15 protein-coding genes are annotated in these 21,128 nt (G+C 71.3%); all 15 read right to left on the bottom strand.

Going from position 1 to position 21,128, the window contains the following annotated elements; translation table 11 throughout:
* Window positions 1-7: 7 nt before the first annotated feature.
* The gene (locus AC07RV_RS11810) at window positions 8-6,094 is read right to left on the bottom strand and encodes an alkaline phosphatase D family protein (RefSeq protein ID WP_296781605.1); all 6,087 of its coding nucleotides are present in this window, start codon (window positions 6,092-6,094) and stop codon (window positions 8-10) included.
* Between the two features lie 63 nt (window positions 6,095-6,157).
* A complete protein-coding gene (locus AC07RV_RS11805) occupies window positions 6,158-7,915 on the bottom strand; it encodes an ATP-binding response regulator (RefSeq protein ID WP_296781604.1) in 1,758 nt (585 codons plus the stop codon).
* The gene (locus tag AC07RV_RS11800; RefSeq protein ID WP_064262281.1) at window positions 7,912-8,556 is read right to left on the bottom strand and encodes a response regulator; all 645 of its coding nucleotides are present in this window, start codon (window positions 8,554-8,556) and stop codon (window positions 7,912-7,914) included. The genes AC07RV_RS11805 and AC07RV_RS11800 overlap by 4 nt, the downstream gene beginning before the upstream one ends.
* A gap of 116 nt (window positions 8,557-8,672) precedes the next feature.
* Window positions 8,673-9,116, bottom strand: a complete 444-nt coding sequence (locus AC07RV_RS11795) for an acyl-CoA thioesterase (RefSeq protein ID WP_296781603.1) — start codon at window positions 9,114-9,116, stop codon at window positions 8,673-8,675.
* 3 nt (window positions 9,117-9,119) lie between these two features.
* Window positions 9,120-9,650, bottom strand: coding sequence for a MarR family winged helix-turn-helix transcriptional regulator (locus tag AC07RV_RS11790; protein ID WP_093348989.1), 531 nt, complete (start codon window positions 9,648-9,650; stop codon window positions 9,120-9,122).
* Window positions 9,647-10,426: an SDR family NAD(P)-dependent oxidoreductase gene (locus AC07RV_RS11785; RefSeq protein ID WP_296781602.1), complete on the bottom strand. Its 780-nt coding sequence runs from the start codon at window positions 10,424-10,426 to the stop codon at window positions 9,647-9,649. Before AC07RV_RS11785 ends, AC07RV_RS11790 begins: the two co-directional genes overlap by 4 nt.
* A 62-nt stretch (window positions 10,427-10,488) precedes the next feature.
* A complete protein-coding gene (locus tag AC07RV_RS11780) occupies window positions 10,489-12,069 on the bottom strand; it encodes an ATP-dependent acyl-CoA ligase (protein ID WP_296781601.1) in 1,581 nt (526 codons plus the stop codon).
* On the bottom strand, window positions 12,059-12,799 hold the full coding sequence (locus tag AC07RV_RS11775) for an ABC transporter ATP-binding protein (protein WP_296781600.1): 741 nt from the start codon (window positions 12,797-12,799) through the stop codon (window positions 12,059-12,061). Before AC07RV_RS11775 ends, AC07RV_RS11780 begins: the two co-directional genes overlap by 11 nt.
* The gene (locus AC07RV_RS11770) at window positions 12,796-14,580 is read right to left on the bottom strand and encodes a branched-chain amino acid ABC transporter ATP-binding protein/permease (RefSeq protein ID WP_296781599.1); all 1,785 of its coding nucleotides are present in this window, start codon (window positions 14,578-14,580) and stop codon (window positions 12,796-12,798) included. The genes AC07RV_RS11775 and AC07RV_RS11770 overlap by 4 nt, the downstream gene beginning before the upstream one ends.
* Window positions 14,577-15,632 carry a branched-chain amino acid ABC transporter permease gene (locus tag AC07RV_RS11765; protein ID WP_203204956.1) on the bottom strand — a complete coding sequence of 352 codons (1,056 nt, stop codon included), beginning with the start codon at window positions 15,630-15,632 and terminating at the stop codon, window positions 14,577-14,579. The genes AC07RV_RS11770 and AC07RV_RS11765 overlap by 4 nt, the downstream gene beginning before the upstream one ends.
* Window positions 15,633-15,707: 75 nt before the next feature.
* Complete coding sequence (locus AC07RV_RS11760) at window positions 15,708-16,868, bottom strand: ABC transporter substrate-binding protein (protein ID WP_093348974.1); 1,161 nt, start codon at window positions 16,866-16,868, stop codon at window positions 15,708-15,710.
* Between the two features lie 46 nt (window positions 16,869-16,914).
* On the bottom strand, window positions 16,915-17,379 hold the full coding sequence (locus tag AC07RV_RS11755) for an aromatic-ring-hydroxylating dioxygenase subunit beta (protein ID WP_296781598.1): 465 nt from the start codon (window positions 17,377-17,379) through the stop codon (window positions 16,915-16,917).
* Window positions 17,376-18,707, bottom strand: a complete 1,332-nt coding sequence (locus AC07RV_RS11750) for an aromatic ring-hydroxylating dioxygenase subunit alpha (protein WP_296781597.1) — start codon at window positions 18,705-18,707, stop codon at window positions 17,376-17,378. Before AC07RV_RS11750 ends, AC07RV_RS11755 begins: the two co-directional genes overlap by 4 nt.
* Window positions 18,708-18,735: 28 nt before the next feature.
* Window positions 18,736-19,875: an ABC transporter substrate-binding protein gene (locus tag AC07RV_RS11745; RefSeq protein ID WP_296781596.1), complete on the bottom strand. Its 1,140-nt coding sequence runs from the start codon at window positions 19,873-19,875 to the stop codon at window positions 18,736-18,738.
* 55 nt (window positions 19,876-19,930) lie between these two features.
* Window positions 19,931-21,097: an ABC transporter substrate-binding protein gene (locus tag AC07RV_RS11740; RefSeq protein ID WP_296781595.1), complete on the bottom strand. Its 1,167-nt coding sequence runs from the start codon at window positions 21,095-21,097 to the stop codon at window positions 19,931-19,933.
* Window positions 21,098-21,128 lie beyond the last annotated feature (31 nt).

Here is a 21,128-nt window from a genome sequence, read left to right as displayed (position 1 = left end):
CGCGGCGCTACCGGAGGTCGACGCTCGGCCAGTCGAAGCGCTGCCGGGTCGTGCCCTCCTCGAGCACCAGCAGGTCGGTCGACAGCGCGGTCGTCCATCCCCCGGCGTGCCGCTCGAAGCGCAGCAGGCCGTAGCCCGATCCGCGCTGCGGCAGTTCGCCATCGATCGCCTCGAGGCGCAACGTGCGGCCGCCCGGCAATGGCAGGGCCTCGTCGAGCCAGAGATCGCCGGGCGAGCAGTTGGCATAGGGCAAGGGCGCGTAGAAGGCCGGCGCGAGCATCACCGCGCCGACGCGCTTGCCATCCACCGTGACCGCGCCCGAGAAGCTCAGGTGGTAGTCGCCCGAGATGCAGGCGAAGCGCCCCGGCACCGCATCGGCCAGTTGGCCCAGCAGGTCGGCGCGTTCGGCCGGCGCGGCCTGCATCGAGTCGGGCGGGCCGGGGTTCGCGGGATCGCAGCCCGGCACCAGCCCGGGCAGCAACACGCTGCCCGTGAGCAGGCAATGGAAGGCGTCGCTGTGACGGCCCTCCTCCACCCAGGCATGGAAGGCCGCGCGCGCTTCGTCCGACACCGTGCGCGCCGCGACCGGCTTGCCCGGCTCGCTGTGCTCCGCCGCCTTGCGCCAGCGCCGCGTGTCGGCCACGAAGAAGCGCACGCCGCCGCGCTCGTAGCGCGCGAAACCGAAGCGACGCATGCTCTCGGTGCCGTGCATCAGCTGGTAGGCGGTCAGCGCGCTCTTCGCGGCCCGCAGTGCATGTTCCTCGCGCAACTGGCTGTAGCCGCAACGCGAGAGATGCGGCTTGAACAGCGAGCGGGCCAGCGGGTAGTTGTCGGTGAACTCGTGGTCGTCCACCGTGCACACCGACGGCACCCGCGCCAGCAGCTTCTGCAGCGCGGGCCGCGCGAAGGCCCGCTGGTGGCGGTCGGTGTAGCGCTCGACCGGGTTGGTCGAATCGATGATGCCGCCGGTCGCATCGGCATAGATCTGGTCGCCCAGCATGAACAGCATCTCGGGGCCGCCCGGTCCCAGCCTGCGCACCGTCTTCAACAGCCGCTCGAACGAGGCCGAGGCCGGCTCGCTGTCGAAGGAGAAGCCCGGGTAGCTGCAGCTCCCGATGGCGATGCAGAGCGCGCCGTCGCGCTCGGCCAGCATGCGTTGCCTGAGGCGGATCCAGCGATGCTCCGCCAGCGGCGCATTGCGGCGCTGGTGCGACAGCGAGACGGGAAAGGGCCCGCGACCCACCTCGCGTTCGCGCAGCGCCGCTTCGGCCGCGAAGCGGATCGAGCCCTGCAGCGCCATCAGCTCCGCCGCCTCCGCGGCGGCCGAGAACGCCACCGGCGGCCCCTCCGCGACCTCGTCGGGCAATCGCTGCAGCGGCCGGCTGGCGGTCCGTGCATCGAGCGCGGGTGCGTGCGAGACGCACTCGATGCGCGCCCGCTCCCACGCCCCGCCCTCGGGTAGCGGAATGCTGCCGCAGGCCACGCGGATCGCGCTGCTGCCGTCGGTGCGGCCCTGGGCGCTGCCGAGCACCCAGGGGCGCCGCGACGGCGGCAGCAGGAAGCCGTCGCGCGCCACCATCGGCGCGGGAAAGTCGACGATCTCCAGCGGCACCCGGTAGACGCGCTGCGCCAGGTGCACGATGGCGCTGGCCGCCAGCCCGCGGCTCAGCAGCGCATCGGCGGCGGTGTCGTCGACCACGAAGGCCACGCGCACGCTGCGCGCCGGGCCCGGCGGCATGGCGCAATACAGGGCCAGTTGCGGATCGACCTCCATCGGCTCGATCGGCCCGACCCAGGGGCCGGCGCGCGGAAAGCGCACCTCGTGGTTCGGATGTGGGCTCGCCGGCGGGAGCGCCTCATCGCTCTCCGACGGAGAGAGGGCCGGGCCGTGCGCCTGCGCCTCCCAGGCCTGGTTCAGCAAGGCGGCCAGCCGCTCGTAGGGACTGGCCTCGCCGCCGACGCGATCCATCGCCGCCTGGCCGATCAGCGGATCGAGGTGGCCATAGCCCACGAGCAGGTCGCACATGTGCGGCGGCTGCCCGTCGGCCGCCTTGCCGAACAGCGGCACCCATTCGGGATGGATCTGCGCGAACTGCAGCGACGAGCGCAGCGCCCCTTCCTTGTCGAACAGCTCGTTCTCGCAGCCGTGCACGAAGCGCACCGGCAGCGCCATGTGGCGCGCGATCGCGCTGTCGTTGGCGTAGACGTTGAAACCGTCCTCGCTGACCAGCCGCTCGTACTCCACGAAGCGCGCCGCATGGGCGAACACGCGCACCGAGGCATTGCCGAACAGCTTGGGCAGTTCGCGGTGGGTCTTGGCGTTGAGGTTGCGGTGCTTGAACAGCTCGGCGTCGAGGAAGCGCACGCGCCTGCAGGTCGCGCAGTCGTCGTCGTGCGGCCGGCCCAGCGTGCCTTCGCCCGGGCAGTGCTCGCCGGGCGGCACCGGCAACGCCGCGAACAGGCGATCGACCAGCGATTCGACCAGCGACTCGACCGGCCCGCGCACCGCCAGCGGCACCGTGGTGCGGCCCGCCAGGTTGCGGATGAAGGCCGGCAGCCAGGTCTTGCCCTGCGAGGAGCGCGAGCCCACCGTGAACAGGTGCGTCTGCGCGCTCACCAGGCCCGCGAGTTTCGGCAGCAGCGGGCGCACGCCCGTGGCCGACACGTAGCCGGCGCTCTCGATGGGATAGGACAGCCGCCCCGCCAGCAGCGCCATCTGGAAGGCCGCCGCGCCGAGGCACTGGCCGAAGGCATGGATCTGCAGCGGCAGCCCGGCCTCGGGTCCGACGACCCGGTCGCGCTCGCTGCGCAGCAGGTCGAGCACGAAATCGACCGCCTGCGGAATGTCGATCATCGCGACCTGGTCCGCGGTGCCCGGCTCCTGCGAGGCCCGCGAGCGCGGGCTCAGCCGGGTGTCGAGCACCCAGACCTCCCAGCCGAGGCTGTAGAGATACTCGGCGAAGTTCTGCGTCGTGCCCTTGAAGGTGAAGGTGTGGCCCGACATGCCGAAGGCATGGGTCAGCAGCACCGAACGCGCGCGCCGCACGGGCACGCCGCACCACGTTCCGCCCACGAATTCCGGCAGCCCGTCGGCGGCCGGCCGCCGGTAGCGCCACAGCCGGAGCTGCACGTTCTCCACTGCCTCGGTGCCGTCGTCGCTCGACGAGCGGCCGCGCCGCACCCACAGCGAATGCGCCTGCGGATGGACGTCGCCCTGCGTGCTGCCGCAGGCCTCGCCGCGCAGCTTCAGGTCCTCGGGGCTGGCGATGTCGACCAGCGGGCTGTCGCTGTAGTCGGGCAGCCGGAAGTCGAGCATGCGCGTCTGCAGCGCGAAGCGCGCGAGCAGCGCTGGATAGGCCACCAGCGTGCCCATCGCCGAGCTGGCGTCGGCGCCGCCGAGCAGCTCGATCGGCGTGTCGCGCACCGCGCGCGCCACGTCGAAGGCGAAGTGCGCTTTCGCAGCGCGGTTGCGCCGCGGCGACCACCAAGGCGCGGGTCGGTCGTCGGCATCGAGCGTGATGACCGGGCAGGTGAGCTGGGTGAACAGGTCGGGCCGCAGGTCGGCCGGCGTGACCTTGCCCGGCCGGTCGGCCGCCCACCCCCACTGCCACAGCCGCTGCGCGCCATGCACCACGAGCTGCCCCCAGCTCGCGGCATAGACAACCTCCTTGGTGCCGCGCAGCCGCAGGCGCCGGACCGGATCGGGCCGGGGCATGCCGCCCGGGCGCAGCGTCAGCTTGAGGTCGTATTCCACGTGCCGGATCTCGGTGGCGGCCCACCAGGCCCAGAACATGTTGCGGCTGCGCTCGAGCGTGATCTCGGTGTCGCCGCGCCGCCAGTCGAGGTAGCCGCGCAAGGTGAACCAGGTCAGCACCGTGCGCGGCAGGCTGGCGATGCGCCGCAGGGTCGCGAGCGGACCGCCAGGCTCCACCGCGAGGATGGAGACCGCGCCGCCGCGGATCTTGTAGTTGACGAAGCGCTCGCTGGCGGGCCTGGCATCGAGGGCCGCGCCCTCGACCAGGGGTTCGAAGCGCAGCAGCCCGCGCACGCCCGTGAAGCGGTGCCGCGCGTCGTTCCACAGCTGCTGCCAGTCGAAGGTGTGCATGCTGACCACCATGTCGCAGTCGGCCGTCGGCGTGCCCAGCATGCGGCGCAGCGGCCCCTGCAGCGGCAGCGCGCGGCACTCCAGCCGCTCGCGCGCGCGGGCCTCGACGCGCATCGGCCCGGGCCGCGACCAGCCCGCGGTGGAGCGCGGCAGGCCGCGCTGCGGCACGGGCGTCGGCGTGGCGGTCGGGCCCGCGACCCGCAGTCCGGGTGCCAGGTGCGCCATCGCGCGTTCCGCCAGCGCGGTGATGGTCCACAGCGGATTGCAGCCCAGCGAGGTCGGAACGATCGAGCCGTCGAGCACGTGGAGGCCGTGCCAAAGCTCGTTGTCGCCGCGCCAGACCCGCCCCAGGTGGTCGACCACGCCCGAGTCGTGGTTGTCGCCCATCGGGCAGCCGCCGAGCGGATGCACCGTCATCGCGAACGGGTCGGGCTTCGGCCCCGACAGCAAGGTGGCGGCACCCGGCGGCAGCGCCTGCCAGGTCGGCAGGTGCATGTGCACGCCATCGCGCTTCGTGCCCGCGTCGAAGAAGCGCTGTTGCGCGGCGTAGGTGCGCGCCTCCTGCGGCCGCGGCCAGTAGGGCGCGATGCCGTCCATCTCGGGCACCCAGACCGCCCGCCCCTGTGAGCTGTCGTGGCCCATCGCCAGCAGCAGCTGGCTGTGGGCGGCGAGCTCGGGCGAGGCGGCCAGCGGATCGATGCCGTTGCCATGCGCGCGCGGCGCCGGTGCCCGCGCGCCGATGTGGCGCAGGGTCCAGGCGATGGCCAGCATCTCCTCGTACAGGCGCGACAGCGGGCCGGGCACCGCGCCGTCCTGCAGCATCACGCGGTCCTGCAGCGGCGGCCGGTCGTCGCCGCTGCCGCGCAGGTCGAGCAGCGTGGTGATCGTCGGCCCCACGGGCGGGCCGGCCTTGGCCTCGGGGATCGCGCCGCGGCCCACGTTGTTCACCGGCGTCTCGAGGTCGGCGATCACGCTCACGCTGTCGCCGTTCGCGCTCACCCGCGTGCCCAGCGTGGGCGACAGCGTGAAGTGCTCGTGCACCTTCTGCGAACGCATCAGCAGCTCGGTGCTGCCGAAGGTGCCGGCCGCGACCACCACCAGCGCGGCCTCGAAGGTACGGCCGTGCTGCTCCACCAGGTCGCCCATGTTGCGCAGGTCGCGGCTGCGTTCGGTCTCCACCGCGGTGAAGCGCCAGCGGCCGGTGTTGCGCTGCGGCTCGAGCGCGTAGACCGTGCAGCGGCTGACGAACTGCACGCCCCGCTCGCCCGCCTGCTTCAGGTAGGTGGTGGGCAGGGTGTGCTTGGCGCCGGGCGTGTTGCAGCCGGTGAAGCAGTCGCCGCAGTGGCTGCAATGTGCCGGATCGATGGTCAGTTCCGCCGTGTGCACCCGTGGCGCGTGCTTGCGCAGCGTCTTGTCGCGCTGCAGCGTCTCGCAGAGCTTCACCAGGGCCTGCGACTTGGGCAGCGGCTCGGCCTCGGCGCCGCTCGCGCTGCGGATCGAGAAGCGCGTGCCCTGCAGCTGCTCCTTGGCGCGCGCGAAGGCCGACGGCAGGCGCAGGCCGGGCTTGTCGTCGTCGAGCGCATGGCGGATCTGAGCCGGCCAGGCGGGCTGGGCGAAGACGTCGTCGTCGGGCTGCACCAGCACGCCGGCATTGATCAGGCTGCCGCCGCCGAAGCCGTTGGCCACCAGCGAGACCATGCCCGGTCCGGCGCGCCATTCGAACAGGCCGCAGGGGCTGCCCATCGGCCCTTGCGGGCCCTGGAAGCGCAGGTACTTGGGCAGCTGGCCCACGTCGTTGGCGAATTCGCCCGGCAGGAACTCCGAGCCGCGCTCGAGCAGCACCACGCGCCGCCCGGCCTGCGCGAGCCGCAGCGCGGCCACGCTGCCGCCATAGCCCGAGCCGATCACGACGGCATCGAGCTGCAGCGGCTCGGGAGGCTTCCATTCGTCGAAGGGAATGGACAGCGGCTGCGCGGTGGGCGAGAACATGGGACGGCGGGAGCGAGAGAAAGGAAATCGTGGCCCGCCGACGGTGAGCCTGGGCGGTCGGGCTCAGAGCAAGGCGCGCACCTGTCTTGCCAGCTGGAGTTCGTCCACCGGTTTGTGCATCAGCGGCCGGCCGGTGCGGGTCGCCTGCTCGATGCGCCCGGGGGCCGTGTCGCCCGTGATGAAGACGATCGGCAGGTCGGGGGCATCGCGGCTGAGCCGCGCCGCCGTGGAGATGCCGTCCTCGCCGCCGCGCAGGCGCAGGTCGCACAGGCACAGCTGCCAGTTGCCGGGCGGCCCAAGGGCGAGCGCGGCATGCAGGCCGTCGGCGGTGTCGACGTCGGCACCCCAGGTCTGGAGCAGCGCGCTCAGGCTGTTGCTCACCATCTGTTCGTCGTCGATCACCAGCACGCGCCGGCCGCGCAGGTCGGGCATCGGCACCGAGGGGCGCGGCCGCAGGTCGGACTCGTCGGGCGCGCGCGTGAACAGCGCGGGAATGGTCAGCGTGAACTTCGAGCCCTTGCCGGCCGCCGACTCCACCTTCACCTCGCCGCCGAGCATGTGGATCAGCCGGCGCACGATCGACAGCCCGAGCCCGAGGCCGCGGGCCCGGTCGCGCTCCTTGTTGTCGACCTGGAAGAACTCCTCGAAGATCAGCGTCTGGTGCTCGCTCGCGATGCCCTGGCCCGTGTCTTCGACCTCGAAGCGGATCACCGGGCCGACGATGTGGGCACGGATGGCGATCAGTCCCGAGGCGGTGAACTTCACCGCGTTGCCGACGATGTTGCGCAGCGCGCGCTCGAGCAGCACCGGGTCGGTCTGGGCCACGAAGGCACCGCCCTCGACCTCCACCCGCACGTTGCGCCCGGCCAGCATGGCGCGTGCCTCGGTGCCCTGGCGCGCCAGCATCTGGCCGATGTCAACCGCCTGCGCGCGCGGCTGCACCGCGCCGGCGTCGAGGCGCGACATGTCGAGCAGGTTGTCGAGCAGGTCGCCCAGCACGCGGCTGGCCTCGGCGATGCTGCGCGCGATCTGGCGCTGCTCGTCGGTCTCGGCGTTGTGCGTCAGCACCGCCGTGTAGAGCGCGAGCGCCTGCGCCGGCTGGCGCAGGTCGTGGCTGGCATTGGCCAGGAAACGCGACTTCGACAGGCTCGCCTCCTCGGCCGCGTGGCGCGCCTCCACCGCCTTGCCGCGCTCCTCCTCGGCGATCACGCGCATCCGCTCGGCCTGCTCGCGCTGCGCGTCGGCCTCGAAGCGGATCAGCACCGAGCGCTCGAACACGCTCGCGAGGTAGGTCGAGAAGCGCGCCATCACCACCGCGTACATCAGCAGCGACAGCACCACCGCCCAGGCGCGCGGGCCGCCGTGCAGCCCCCAGCCCAGCGCCACCAGCGGCACCCCGACCAGCAGGAAGCACAGGTAGCCGCGCGCGAACGAGGCATAGGTGGCGGCGCCGCCGGCCGCCGCGAGCAGCACGATCACGGTCAGCGCGAGCCGCGACTCGTCGGGCAGCACGCCGAAGAACATCACGGGCAGCAGGCCGATCCAGATGCCATTGATCAGCGCGATGTAGAAGAACTTGCTCAGCGCCGCGGCATCGCGCGGCTCGCGGTCGCTCAGCAGGCGCGCGCCCAGCCGCATGCGGTAGGCATTGGCGCCGATGAACAGCGCCAGCCAGGCGCCGATCAGCACCCACGAGACGTGCCGCGCCAGGATCGCGGAAACGAAGGAGCAGCCGACCAGCAAGCCGAGGACGGCGTTGCGCGACTGGGTCGCGAGCAACCCGACCTGCTCGGCGACCAGCGCCGCGGCCCGGTTCCTCATCCGGCTTCCATCGCGCGCCAGCCGAGGCGGGAGAGCTCGTACATGGCCTGGGTACGGCTGTGGACGTCGAGGATCTCGAACACCACCTTCAGGTGCGACTTCACGGTGGTGTCGGAGATGTTGAGCTCGCGCGCGATCGCCTTGTTCGACTTGCCGTGGGCCAGGCGCAGCAGCACTTCCTCCTGGCGCGGCGACAGCCGCAGGCTCGCGAGCCGGTCGGCCGGCGAGGGCTCGTCGGTGCGCGGCGGCTCGAGGCAGACCGGCGGCACGTAGATGCCGTCGTCGAGCACCACGCGCAGCGCCTGCATCATGGTCGCCGGGTCGAGCGACTTCTTGACGTAGCCCATGGCGCCGTCGTCGATCGCGCGGCGCACCGTGTTGGGGTCTTCGTTGGCCGACAGCACGACCACCGCCTGCTCGGGGAACTGGCCGCGGAACAGGTGCAGCGAGTCGAGCTCGCGCATGCCGGGCATCTCGAGGTCGAGCAGCACGATGTCGAACGGGCCGTGCGTGCGCATGGCCGCGATCGCATCGTGGATGTCGGCGGTCTGGTGCACGCCGATCTTGGGATCGAGCGAGCGCAAAAGAAGTGCCACGCCCTCGCGCACGAGGCCGTGATCGTCAACCAGCAGAATTCTCATCAACCGTTCCCATTCATCTCCGCCTTATTTTCCCAGGCCCGGAATTGTGGGAGCAGTACGCTGGTAGTACAAGCAGGGGGAACTCCTCCTTTAGAGGGATCGACATTCCCCGGGGCTTAAGAAGGCAGCGCGCCCTTCAGGATCGCAGCGCGCAGGTCGGGCGGAATCTCGATCGCCTTGTGGGTTTCCAGCGAAGTGGTCACCAGCACCTGGCTGACCTGCATACGCACTTCGCCCGACACCGGCTCGAAGCAGCGCAACCGCAGCGTCAGGGAGCGCGAACCGAGCCGCTCGACCGAAAGCCCCAGCGCCACCCGGTCGCCCATGCGGCTCACGGCGCGGAAATCGGCCTCCAGCTTGACGGTCGGCAGCCCGACGCGGCGGCCGGTGACCAGCGCGTCGTAGCCGATGCCCAGTTCCTCGTTGACCCAGTCCTCGACCAGCCCGTTGAGCATCACGAAGTACTGCGGGTAGAAGACGATGCCGGCCGGATCGCAGTCCGAGAAGCGGATCAGCCGCGGCCGGCTGAATTCGGCGAAGCCCGCGGGCGTCTCGGCCATGGCTCAGCCCTCCTCGCCCGCGGGCTCGCTGCGCATCACGTGCACGCGCAGCTCGCCGAGCTGGGCATGCATCTGCTTGATGGTCTTCATATCCAGGCCCGAGAACATCTCGAGGATCCACTGCTCGTGCTCGCTGGCCATCGCCTCGAAGCTGGTCCGGCCCTTGGGCGTGAGGCTCACGATCCAGGCCCGGCGGTCCTCGGGGCTGGGCGCGCGTGCCACCACGCCCTCGCGCTCCAGCTCGTCGGTGAGGCCGGTGACGTTGCCGCCGGTCACCATCAGGTAGCGCGAGAGCACGCGCATCTTCAGCCCTTCCTTGTGGCGGTAGAGCTGCGCCATGTAGTCGAAGCGCGCCAGCGAGATGCCGAAGCGCTCGCGCAGCCGGCGCCGGATCTCGGCCTCGATCTGGGTGGTGCTGGCCAGCATGCGCAGCCACAGCTTGAGGGCCGCATGGTCCTCGGTGCGCGCGCGCGCCTCGTGGCCCAGTTCCTCGGCGTCGCTCAGCGCGGCATGCGAGGCATCGTTGTGCTTCATGTGACCTCCCCGCCCGAGACCGAGATCGACTGCCCGTTGACCGAGGCGGCGCCCTCGCCGCACAGCCAGCGCACCGCGTCGGCCACCTCCGAGGGCTGCACGATGCGGCGCTGCGGATTCACGCTCGAGAACTCCGCCAGCGCATCGGCCTCGCTGCGGCCGGTCTTGCCGACCACGTTGGCGACGCTGTTGCGCAGGATGTCGGTGTCGGTGTAGCCCGGGCAGACCGCGTTCACCGTCACGCCCTTGCGCGCCATCTCGAGCGCCAGCGAGCGCGTCAGCCCGATCACGCCGTGCTTGGCCGCGGTGTAGGCGGCGACGTAGGCATAGCCCTTCTGCCCCGCGGTGCTCGCGATGTTGACGATGCGGCCCCAGCCGGCCTCGAGCATGTCGGGCAGCGCCGCCTGGGTGCACAGGAAGCTGCCCGTGAGGTTGACCGACAGCATGCGCTGCCAGAGCTCGACCGAGGTCTTGAGGAAGGGCGCGCTCTCGGCCGCGCCGGCGTTGTTGACCAGGATCGCGAGCGGCCCGAGCGCGGCGCGCGCCTGCGCGAAGGCCTGCTGCACCGCCGCCGGGTCGGCCACGTCGGCCGCCACCACGCGGTGCGAGGCGGCGGCGGGCAGCGCGTCGGCCACGCGCTGCAGCGCCTCGCGGTCGCGCCCCAGCAGCGTGAGCACCGCGCCCTCGGCCGCGAGGGTGCGTGCGATCTCGGCGCCGATGCCGCGCGCGGCACCGGTGACCAGGGCGTGGCGGCCGGAAAGAGAATTTGCTTGCATGGCAATAATATTTAGTCCTAAACCATTCTAGCGTTTTGCGGCCCTGGAGCGCGCCCGCCGACTCAGGTGCGCCGCGCCGGCTGCCGATCCCAGGTGCCGGGCGTCACGCCGCGCTCGCGCAGCTTGTACTTCTGGACCTTGCCGTTCTCGGTGCGCGGCAGGTCCTCGAGGATGTCGATGTAGCGCGGCACCGCGAAGTACGGCAACCGCGCTTCGCAGAAGGCCGCGAGCTCAGCGGGTTCCACCGCCGTGCCGGGTCGCGCGATCAGCGCCGCCATCACCTCGTCCTCGGCCAGCTCCGAGCGCACCGGGTAGACCGCCACCGCCGCCACGCCCGGATGGCTCAGCAGCACCTGCTCGACCTCGAAGGAGGAGATGTTCTCGCCGCGCCGGCGGATCGCGTCCTTGAGCCGGTCGACGAAACGGAAGGCGCCGTCGGCATCGCGGACCACGCGGTCGCCGGTGTGGAACCACAGGTTGCGCCAGGCCTCGACGGTCTTGGCCGGCATGTTGAAGTAGCCGCTCGCGAAGGCATGGGGCTCGCTCGCGCGCAGCAGCAGCTCGCCGGCCTCGCCATCTGGCAGCTCGACGTCGTGCGCGTCGGCCACGCGCGCCTCGAAGCCCGGGCGCACCCAGCCCATCACGCCGCCGCGCGGCGAATCGGGCGCGGTGCTGATGACGAAGTTGGTCTCGGTCGAGCCGTAGCCCTCGAGCAGCCGCACGCCCGTGCGCTCCAGGAAGCTCTGCATCGCATGCGCCGGCACGCCCGGCCCCAGGCCCACGCGCACCCGGTGCGCGCGCTCGCCCGGCCCCTCGGGCTGGGCCAGCAAGATCGGCACCATCGCGCCCAGCAGGTAGACCACCGTGGCCTCGTGCGCGCGCATCGCCTCCCAGAAGCCCGAGGCCGAGAAGCGCGCCTCGAACACCACGCGGCAGCCGGTGATCGCGGCCTGCGCGAAGGTGTTGAGCGCATTGATGTGGAACAGCGGCAAGGTGGTGCACAGCACGTCGTCGGCGCCCACGCCGAGCACGGCCGCGCTGTTCACGCCCCACCAGTAGTACTGCGCATGCGGGCAGGTCACGCCCTTGGCCGGGCCGGTGGTGCCCGAGGTGTAGAGGATCGCGAGCGTGTCGCCCGGCTGCACCTCGGCCGCGGCGATCGCCTCGCCATCGGTCGGCCAGGCCTGCACCGCCACGCCCTCGAGCGCGATCTCGCCCTCGCCGATCACCCACACCATGCGCAGCGCGGTGCGCGCGAGGTCGACGCCGGCCAGCCGGTCGAGGAAGGCGCTCTCGATCACCAGCAGCCGCGCCGCGCTGTCGGCCAGGAAGTACTCGATCTGCGGCGCCATCGAGGCGGTGTTGATCGGCACCATCGCCGCGCCGAGCCAGCCGCAGCCGCCGAGCGTCTCGAGCACCTCGAGCCGGTTGCCGCTCATCAGCGCGACGCGGTCGCCACGTTCCACGCCCGCCGCGGCCAGCGCGCCGGCGCGCGATGCGGCGGCCGCGCGCGCATCGGCATGCGCCCATTGCCGTCCCGCGATCGCGAGCAGCGGCTTGTCGCCGAACAGCGCCGCCTGCCGCTCGAGCATCGCCGGCAGCGTGCGTCGCGCGGGCGGCAGCGCGTGCGGCTCAGTCTTCATCGTGCGTGCCCCCGCCGAGGTAGGTGGCCTGCACGCGCGGATCGCAGGCCAGGTCCTGCGAGGCGCCATCGAGCGCGATCTCGCCCGTTTCCAGCACGTAGCCGTGGTCGGAGGATTCGAGCGCGGCGCGCGCGTTCTGCTCCACCAGCAGGATCGACACGCCGTCCTCGCGCAGCTTGCGCACGATCGCGAGGATGTCGCGCACGATCAGCGGCGCCAGCCCGAGGCTGGGCTCGTCGAGCATCAGCAGGCGCGGCGAGGACATCAGCGCGCGCCCCACGGCCAGCATCTGGCGCTCGCCGCCCGACAGCGTGTCGGCGCGCTGCGCGCGGCGCTCGGCCAGCCGCGGGAAGCGGTCGTACACGCCCTGCAGCCGGCTCTTGAGCACGCTGCCGCGCAGCCGGCGCGAGAACGCGCCGAGCTGCAGGTTGTCGAGCACCGAGAGTTCGCCGAACAGCTCGCGCTTCTCGGGCACCAGGCACAGACCGCGCTCCACGCGCGCCTCCACGTCGAGGCCGTGCAGGTCCTCGCCCTCGAAGCGCAGCACGCCCTTCGACGGCAGCAGGCCCATCGCGGCCGCGAGCAGCGTGGTCTTGCCGGCGCCGTTGGGGCCGATCACAGAGACGATCTGCCCCGGCCGCATCGCGAGCGACACGCCGCGCACCGCGTCGACCTGCCCATAGGAAACGTGCAGGTCGCCGATCTCCAGCATCGGGGTCGTCGTACTCATGCCACGCTCCCCAGGTAGGCCGCCTGCACCCGCTCGTCGGCACGCACCGCGGCCGGCGCGCCCTCCACCAGCTTGGCGCCGAAGTTCATCACCACCAGACGGTCCACGAGTTTCATCACGAAGTCCATGTCGTGTTCGACGATCAGAATGGTCACGCCCTCGTCGCGCAGCTTGCGCAGCAACTCGCCCAGGGCCATCTTCTCCTTGCGGCGCAGGCCGGCCGCGGGCTCGTCGAGCACCAGCAGCACCGGGTCGGCCGCGAGCGCACGCGCGATCTCGAGGATGCGCTGCGTGCCCAGCGGCAGGCTGCCCGCGAGCTCGTGCGCGCGGTCGCCCAGGCCGATGCGCTCGAGCTGGCGCTGCGCCTCCTGCAGGATCTGCCGCTCCTCCGCGCGATCGAGCCGCAGCCCCGCGCGCAGCACGCCCGAGCGCGTGCGCGAATGCGCGCCCAGCGCCACGTTGTCGAGCAGGCTCATCTGCGGGCGCAGCTTCACGTGCTGGAAGGTGCGCGCCAGTCCGAGCCGCGCCACCTCGCGCTGCGGCATGCCGGCGATGTCTTGGCCCAGGAAGCGCACGCTGCCCGAGGTCATCGGCAGGGTGCAGGTCAGCAGGTTGAACATGGTCGACTTGCCGGCACCGTTGGGCCCGATCAGGCCCACGATCTCGCCGGCGGCCACGTCGAAGCTCACCTCGTTGACCGCCACCAGCCCGCCGAAGCGCTTGACCGCGCCCTGCACCGAGAGGATCGGCGTGCCGCGTGCCGGCAGCGCGCGATGCGGCAGCGGTTCGACCGCCGCCAGCGGCGCCGCGGGTGGGCGCGCCGCGCCCGAGCCCTTGCGCCCGCGCAGCCGCCGCACGAAGCCCATCAACCCGCCGCGCGCGAAGTGCAGCAGCGCGATGAACAAGACCGCGAAGGCCACCGCCTCGAGCTGGCCGGCGCGCTGGGTGATCAGCGGCAGCACGTCCTGCAGCCCGTTCTTGAGCACCAGCACCAGGCCCGCGCCCACCAGCGCGCCGACCAGGCTGCCGAGCCCGCCGGCCACCGCCATCAGCAGGTACTCGATGCTCGCGCGCACGTCGAAGGGCGAGGGGCTCACGAAGCGGTTCATGTGCGCATAGAGCCAGCCCGCGAGCCCGGCGAACAGCGCCGCCGTCACGAACAGCGACAGCCGCACGCGGTAGGCATCGGCACCCACGCTCGCCAGCAGGGTCGCGCCGCCGCGCAGGCTGCGGATCGCGCGGCCGGGGCGCGAGCGCAGCAGGTTGTGGCTGAACAGGAAGGCCAGCCCGACGATCGCCCAGATCAGGTAGTACATGGCGCGCGGATCGGCCAGCGACCAGCCGCCGATGAACAGCGGCGGGATGTTCGACAGCCCGGTGTGGCGGCCCAGCGCATCGACGTTGCCGAACAGCATAGCGATCGACAGGCCCCAGGCGATGGTCGACAGCGGCAGGAAGTGCCCGCCCAGGCGCAGCGTGAGCAGCCCGATGGCCAGCGCCGAGAGGCCGGTCAGCAGCAGCGCGAACAAGAGGCCGATCCAGGGCGAATAGCCCTGGGTGGTGCTGAGCCAGGCCGTGGCGTAGGCCGCGATGCCGACGAAGGCCGCCTGCCCGAAGGAGGTGGCGCCGCCCACGCCCGTGAGCAGCACCAGCCCCAGCGCGACCAGCGCGCCGATGCCGATGTCGTTGAGCAGCGAGACCGTGAAGCTGCCGAACAGCGCCGGCACCACGGCCAGCGCGGCGATCACCACCGCGCAGAGGATCAGGGGGCGGCGGTTCATTGGTCCACCTCCTCTTCTTCCTCTTCCACGTGCCGCGCCATGAACGAGCGCAGCATCAGCACCGGGATCAGCAGGCTGAACACGATCACGTCCTTGAGCGCGCCGCTCCAGAACGAGGCGAAGCTCTCGACCACGCCGACGGCCAGCGCGCCGATGGCGGTCATCGGGTAGCTCACGAGCCCGCCGATGATGGCCGCCACGAAGGCCTTGAGGCCGATGATGAAGCCCGAGTCGTAGTACATGGTGGTCACCGGCGCGATCAGCACGCCGATCAGCCCCGCCAGCAGCGAGGCGCAGCCGTAGGCCAAGAGCGCGGTGCGCGCGGGCCGGATGCCGACCAGCCGCGCGCCGACGCGATTGACCGCGGTGGCGCGCAGCGCCTTGCCCATCACGGTGCGTTCGAACACCAGGAAGAACAGGCCGCTGAGCACGATCGCCGAGCTCACCATCAGGATCACTTGGCCGCTGACGGTGAAGCCGTCGCCCAGCGTGAGCGTGCCCGAGGCCAGCGGGCTGGTGCGCGAGCCTTCCGGCCCGAAGAACAGCAGGCCCAGGCCCGACAGCAGGAAGTGCAGCGCCAGCGAGACGATCAGCAGCACCAGCACCGAGGCATCGGCGATCGGCTGGAACACCACGCGCGCCAGCAGCGGTGCCACCGGCACCACCAGCAGCACCGACACCGCGAGCTGCACCGGCGCCGGCACGCCCGCGCTCGCCGCGGCCCAGGCGATGGCGCAGGGCACCAGCGGCAGCACGCCCCAGGCCAGCACGGCCTTCGGAATGCGCCGCGCCTCGCCGCGCCGCACCAGGCTGCCGACCTCGGTCAGCACGGCCAGCGCCGCGAGCACGGCCACCAGGCCGATGGTCGGCGGCAGCTTGCCGGTCTCGAAGGCCGCCAGCGTCAGCGCGGCGAAGGCCGCGATGTCGCCGAAGGGCACGAAGACCACCCGGGTCACCGAGAAGATCAACACCAGGCCGAGCCCGGCCAGCAGGTAGATGGCCCCGTTGGCCAGCCCGTCGATGCCCAGGATGAGGGCCACGTCCCAGGTCATTGCACAGTCCTTCGCTTCGTCATCGCTCTCGCTTCTTGCTTGCTTTGGGTGGATGGAGGATGGAGGACGCCGCGCTCAAGGCGCCAGCTTCCATTGACCCTTGTCGAGCTTCACGATCACGCGCGCGCGCTGGTCCACGCCGTAGAGATCGCCGGGCTTGAAGTTGTAGACGCCGTGCGTACCCACGACCTCCCTGGTGCTGAAGATCGCGTCGCGCAGCGCGACCCGGAACTCGGGCGTGCCGGCCTCGGCCTTCGTGAGCGCGCGCGCCGCCGCATCGGCGAACACCAGGTAGCCGTCGAAGGAATAGGCCGAGAAGGCGTCGCTGGTGGGCGCGTTGTTGACCTTCTGGAAGATGCTGCGGAACTCGAGGCCGATCTTGCGCGTGGGATGGTCGGCCGGCAGCTGCTCGGCGACGATGATCGGGCCCGTGGGCATCAGCGCGTCCTGGCCGGCGGCCCCGACCACGCGCACGAAGTCGGGGTTGATCAGCCCGTGCTGGCCGTACACCTTGCCCTTGAAGCCGCGCTCCTGCAGCGCAAGGAAGGGCAGCGCGCCCGGCGTGCCGGCGCCGCCGGTCATCACGGCCTCGGGCTTCATCGCGAGCAGCTTCAGCACCTGGCCCGTGACCGAGGCGTCGGCGCGCGCATAGCGCTCGTTGCCCAGCACCTGGATGCCGGCGGCCGGCGCGGCCTTCATCAGCGCGGTGTAGACCAGGTCGCCCCAGGCGTCGGAGAAGCCGATGTAGCCGACCGACTTCACGCCGTCCTTCTTCATGCGCTCGACCACCGCGTCGATCATCAGCTGCGTGGGCTGCGCCACCGTCATCACCCAGCCGTTCTCGGCCGGGTCGAGCAGGATCGGCGTGAGCCCGATCATCGGCACCTTGGCATCGCGCCCGACCTGCGCCATCGCGATCGCGGCCGGCACGCCCGAGGTGCCCATCAGCACGTCGACCTTCTCCTCGTCCACCAGCTTGCGCGCATTGCGGCCCGCGGTGGTGGGGTCGGAGCCGTCGTCGAGCACGATCAGCTGCACCTTGCGGCCGCTGATCTCGCCCTTGTAGGCCAGCGCGGCCTGCATGCCCTTGGCATAGGGCACGCCCAGCGAGGAGTTCGGACCCGACAGCGACACGCTCAGGCCGACCTTGAGGTCGGCCGCGAAGGCGGCGGCGCCGAGGCCGGCGGCCAGCGCGAGCACGGCGGCGTGACGAAGGGACTGCATCAAGCGGGTCATGTCGAAGCTCCTGGAGGAAAGGGGGGGAGTGGAACGAGGGAGGGAACTAGATGAAAAGCTGGATGGCCGGCAGGGCCTGGCCCGGGTTGAGCAGGTCGACGCGCTTCTCGCGGATGCGCCAGCCGTCTTCGATGCGAACCAGTCGATGGCGGTAGCTGCCCGCGAGCAGCACCTGCGACTCGCCACGCGCCTCGATGTAGATGAACGGAGTTCGCAGCACGGCCTCGCCGCCTTCGTCGGCCTCCGGCACCGAGCGCTGCAGCACATGCTGGCAATGGCTCGCGGGATGCTGCGAATGCGCGCGCGGGTTCTTCAGCCGGTCGACGCGCAGCTGCAGCAGCAGCCGGTCCTCGCAGGCGATCGCGTTGTGGCTGCTCGCATCGGCCTGCGCCGCACCGAGCAGCGGCACCCAGTAGAGGCATTCGGCGTCGTACAGCGCGAGCCAGTCGTCGAAGCGGCGCGCGTCGAGCAGCGCGGCCTCCCGCACCACGAGGTCGATGGCATCGTTCATGCCCCCTCCCCCTGCTCGCCCATGAACTTCGCCCAGGCGCGGAACTGGTTGCGCATCAGCAGCTCGTTGGTGCCGTTGGTCTCGGCCGTTCCCTGCGCCAGTTCGGCCGGATCGAAGTCGCGGTGCAGGCTCACCCATTCGTTGCCCTCGCCGCGCAGGCCCTTCTGCATGCTCTCGAACAGGTGCACGTCGTCGTGCGCCACCACCGACATCGGCGAGAACACGAGCCGGTTGTAGTTCATCGAGCGCTCCAGCAGCAGCTCGGGCGCGCCCTCGGCGCGGAAGCTCCAGGCCTCGATCAGCGTGCGGTCGGCCGCGAGCGGGCGGATCACGCGGATCGCCTGCGGCGAGCCCTTGACCGAGAGGCTCGGGAACAGCACCGAGTTCTGCGGCGAGCGCTGCAGGATCTCGGTGGCGCGCTCCTCGCCGTGCGCGGCGCGCATCGCGGCCTCGTAGCCCGGCAGCTGCGCATAGTTCGAATGGATGCTGAAGTGGATGCCCAGCACGCTGTGGCCGTTGGGATAGACGCGCCCGCCCATGCGGTCGAAGAAGTCGTAACCCGCGCCGAAGGGCAGGATCTGCTCCATCGCCATCGGCTTGGCCGCCTCGGGCTCGGCCGCCGTGATGCCGGCCCACAGGCCCTCGGCCGCGGCGGTGGCCGACTCGTGCGTCGACATCGGATGCACCGTGTCGTTGATGTTCTCGAGGTACATCTTCCAGTTGCAGTGGACGATGTTGCACAACACGCCGCCGGCCACCGTGAGCCGGCCCTCGGGCGAGCGGTCGACCATGTTGTCGATGGCATGCAGCACGCCGCCGAAGTAGTCCTCGAAGCTCGGTCCCTGCGGCGACAGGCGCACGAACACGAAGTCGCGGTAGACCGCGAGGCCCGCCACGGGCGAGAGCCCGCGCCCCGACTCGCACTGCGCGAGCCCGGTGTTCTCGTAGCCCGACTTCAGCGGCAGTGCGAGCGGCGCGCCGTCGAGCTTGTAGGTCCAGGCGTGGTAGGGGCAGCGAAAGAACTTGCCCGCGTTGCCGCGCTCGTCGCTCACCAGCTGGCTGCCCTTGTGGGCGCAGCGGTTGTAGAACACCCGCAGCGCGCCGTCGGCCTGCCGCACCATCACCAGCGGCCGGCCCGCGAGCTCGAGCGTGCGGTAGTCGCCGGCCTTGGGCACCTCGCTCGCATGGCCCGCGAACAGCCAGGTGCGCGCGAAGAAGCGCTCCTGCTCGAGCGCGAACAGCTCCTCGCTCAGGTAGACGTCGCGGTGCACGCGCCGGTCCTCGACCAGCGCGCGGATCGCCTCGGGGTGTTCTCGGTAGCGGCTCATGGCGGTGCGGTGTGGCGGGTGCCGGCGCTCAGGGCACCAGCTTCCACTGGCCCTTTTCCATGCGCACGATCACCACCGCGCGCTCGTCCGAGCCGTAGCGGTTGTCGGGCTTGAAGTTGTAGATGCCGTGCGTGCCGACCAGCTCCTTGGTGCTGTTGATCGCATCGCGCAACGAGCTGCGATAGGCCGGCGTGCCCGGCTCGCCCTTGGCGCGCGCCGCGGCGTTGGCCAGCAGCAGGTAGGCGTCGTAGGTGTACGACGAGAAGGCATCGACCGGCGCCGCGCCGTGTGCCTTCTGGTAGGCCGCGCGGAAGTCCATCGACACCTTGCGGATCGGGTTCGCCGCATCGAGCTGCTCGGCCACCAGCACCGGGCCGCTGGGCACCTGCAGGCCTTCGATGGACTTGCCGCCCACGCGCACGAAGTCGGCATTGATCAGGCCGTGCGTGCCGTAGATCTGGCCCTTGTAGCCGCGCTCGGCCAGCGCCAGGTAGGGCAACGCGCCGGGCGTGCCCGAGTTGCCCGCGAACACCGCATCGGGCTTGGCCGCCACGATCTTCAGGACCTGCCCGGCCACCGAGGAGTCGCTGCGCGCATAGCGCTCGTTCGCCACCACCTTGATGCCGGCCGCGGCCGCGCTCTTCATCAGCGAGTCGTAGGCGAGGTCGCCGAGCGCGTCGGAGAAGCCGATGAAGGCCACCGACTTCACGCCGGCCTGCTGCATGCGCTTGACCACCGCCGCCACCATCAGCTCGAAGGGCTGCGAGACCGAGACGGTCCACACGTTCTCCGGCCCCGGCAGCGACACCGGCGTGGGCGAGATCAGCGGCGTGCCGAGCTCGCGCGCCACCGCCGCGATCGCCATCGCGCCAGGCACGCCCGAAGTGCCGATCAGCACGTCGACCTTGTCCTCGGTCACCAGCTTGCGCGCGTTGCGCCCGGCGGTGGTGGGATCGGATGCGTCGTCGAGCACGATCAGCTCGACCTTGTGGCCGGCGATGGTCGGCTGCTGCGCGAGCGCGGCACGGATGCCCTTCTCGTAGGGAATGCCGAGCGCCGAGACCGGGCCCGAGAGCGAGCTGATGACGCCGACCTTGAGGTCGGCGGCGAAAGCCTGGGCCGCGGCGAGCGAGACGGCCGCGAGCGCGGCGATGCGAGCGAATTTCATGGGTGGGTGGTGTCTTGGGAAGAAAGGAAGGAATGCGCCGCGCGAAGGTCCGTGCTCAGGGCACCAGCTTCCACTGGCCCTTGTCGAGCCGCACCACCACGCGCGAGCGGTCGTCGGAGCCGTAGCGGTTGTCGGGCTTGAAGTTGTAGACCGAGTGCGTGCCCACCAGCTCCTTGGTGCTCACGATGGCGTCGCGCAGCGCGAGGCGGAACTGCGGCGTGCCGGGCTCGGCCTTGGTGGCGAGCGCGCGCTGCGCGGCGTCGAGGTAGATCAGCCAGGCATCGAAGCTGTAGGCCGAGAAGGTGTCGGTGGGCGGCGCGCCGTTGGCCTTCTGGAAGGCGGCGCGGAAGTCGAGCGCGATCTTCTTCATCGGGTTGGTGTCGGGCAGCTGCTCGGCCACCACCACCGGGCCCGTGGGCGCGAGCAGGCCATCGACCGAGGGGCCGCCGACGCGGATGAAGTCGGGGTTGATCAGCGAGTGCATGCCGTAGATCTTTCCCTTGTAGCCGCGCTCGGTCAGCGCGAGATAGGGCAGCGCGCCGGGCGTGCCCGAGGCGCCGGTGATGACGGCGTCGGGGCGCAGCGCGACGATCTTCAGCACCTGGCCGGCGACCGAGGAGTCGCTGCGCGCATAGCGCTCGTTGCTCACCACCTTGATGCCGGCCGCGGGCGCGGCCTTGCTGAGCGCGTCGTAGACCAGGTCGCCCCAGGCGTCGGAATAGCCGATGTAGGCCACGCTCTTCACGCCCGCCTGCTTCATCTTCTCGACCATCGCGCCCATCATCAGCGGCGCGGGCTGCGGCAGCGTCACCATCCACGCGCCCTCCTCGCCCGGCAGGTCGGCATTGGCGATCGAGATCAGCGGGGTCCTGGTCTCGCGCGCCACGCCGGCGATGGCCAGCGAGCCCGGCGCGCCGGCGGTGCCGATGATGACGTCGACCTTGTCTTCCTCGATCAGCTTGCGCGCGTTGCGCGCGGCGGTCGAGGGATCGGAGGCATCGTCGAGCGCGATCAGCTGCACCTTGCGCCCGCCGACCTCGGACTTGTAGGCCTGCGCGGCCTTGATGCCCTTGTCGTAGGGAATGCCGAGCGAGGACACCGGTCCCGACAGCGAGGTGATGAAACCGACCTTGAGGTCTGCCGCCCAGGCGTTCGATACCGCGAGCGCACCCGCGGCCACGGCGAGGCCCGCGAGGGCACGGATTCGGGTCATGACTGTCATGCTTCTTCTCCTGGAGTGAGGGGGGTGGGTG

The sequence above is a fragment of the Variovorax sp. GW821-FHT09B01 genome, assembly GCF_059418345.1.
Note: the sequence above shows the minus strand (reverse complement) of the source record. Positions and strands in the feature narration are given on the sequence as shown.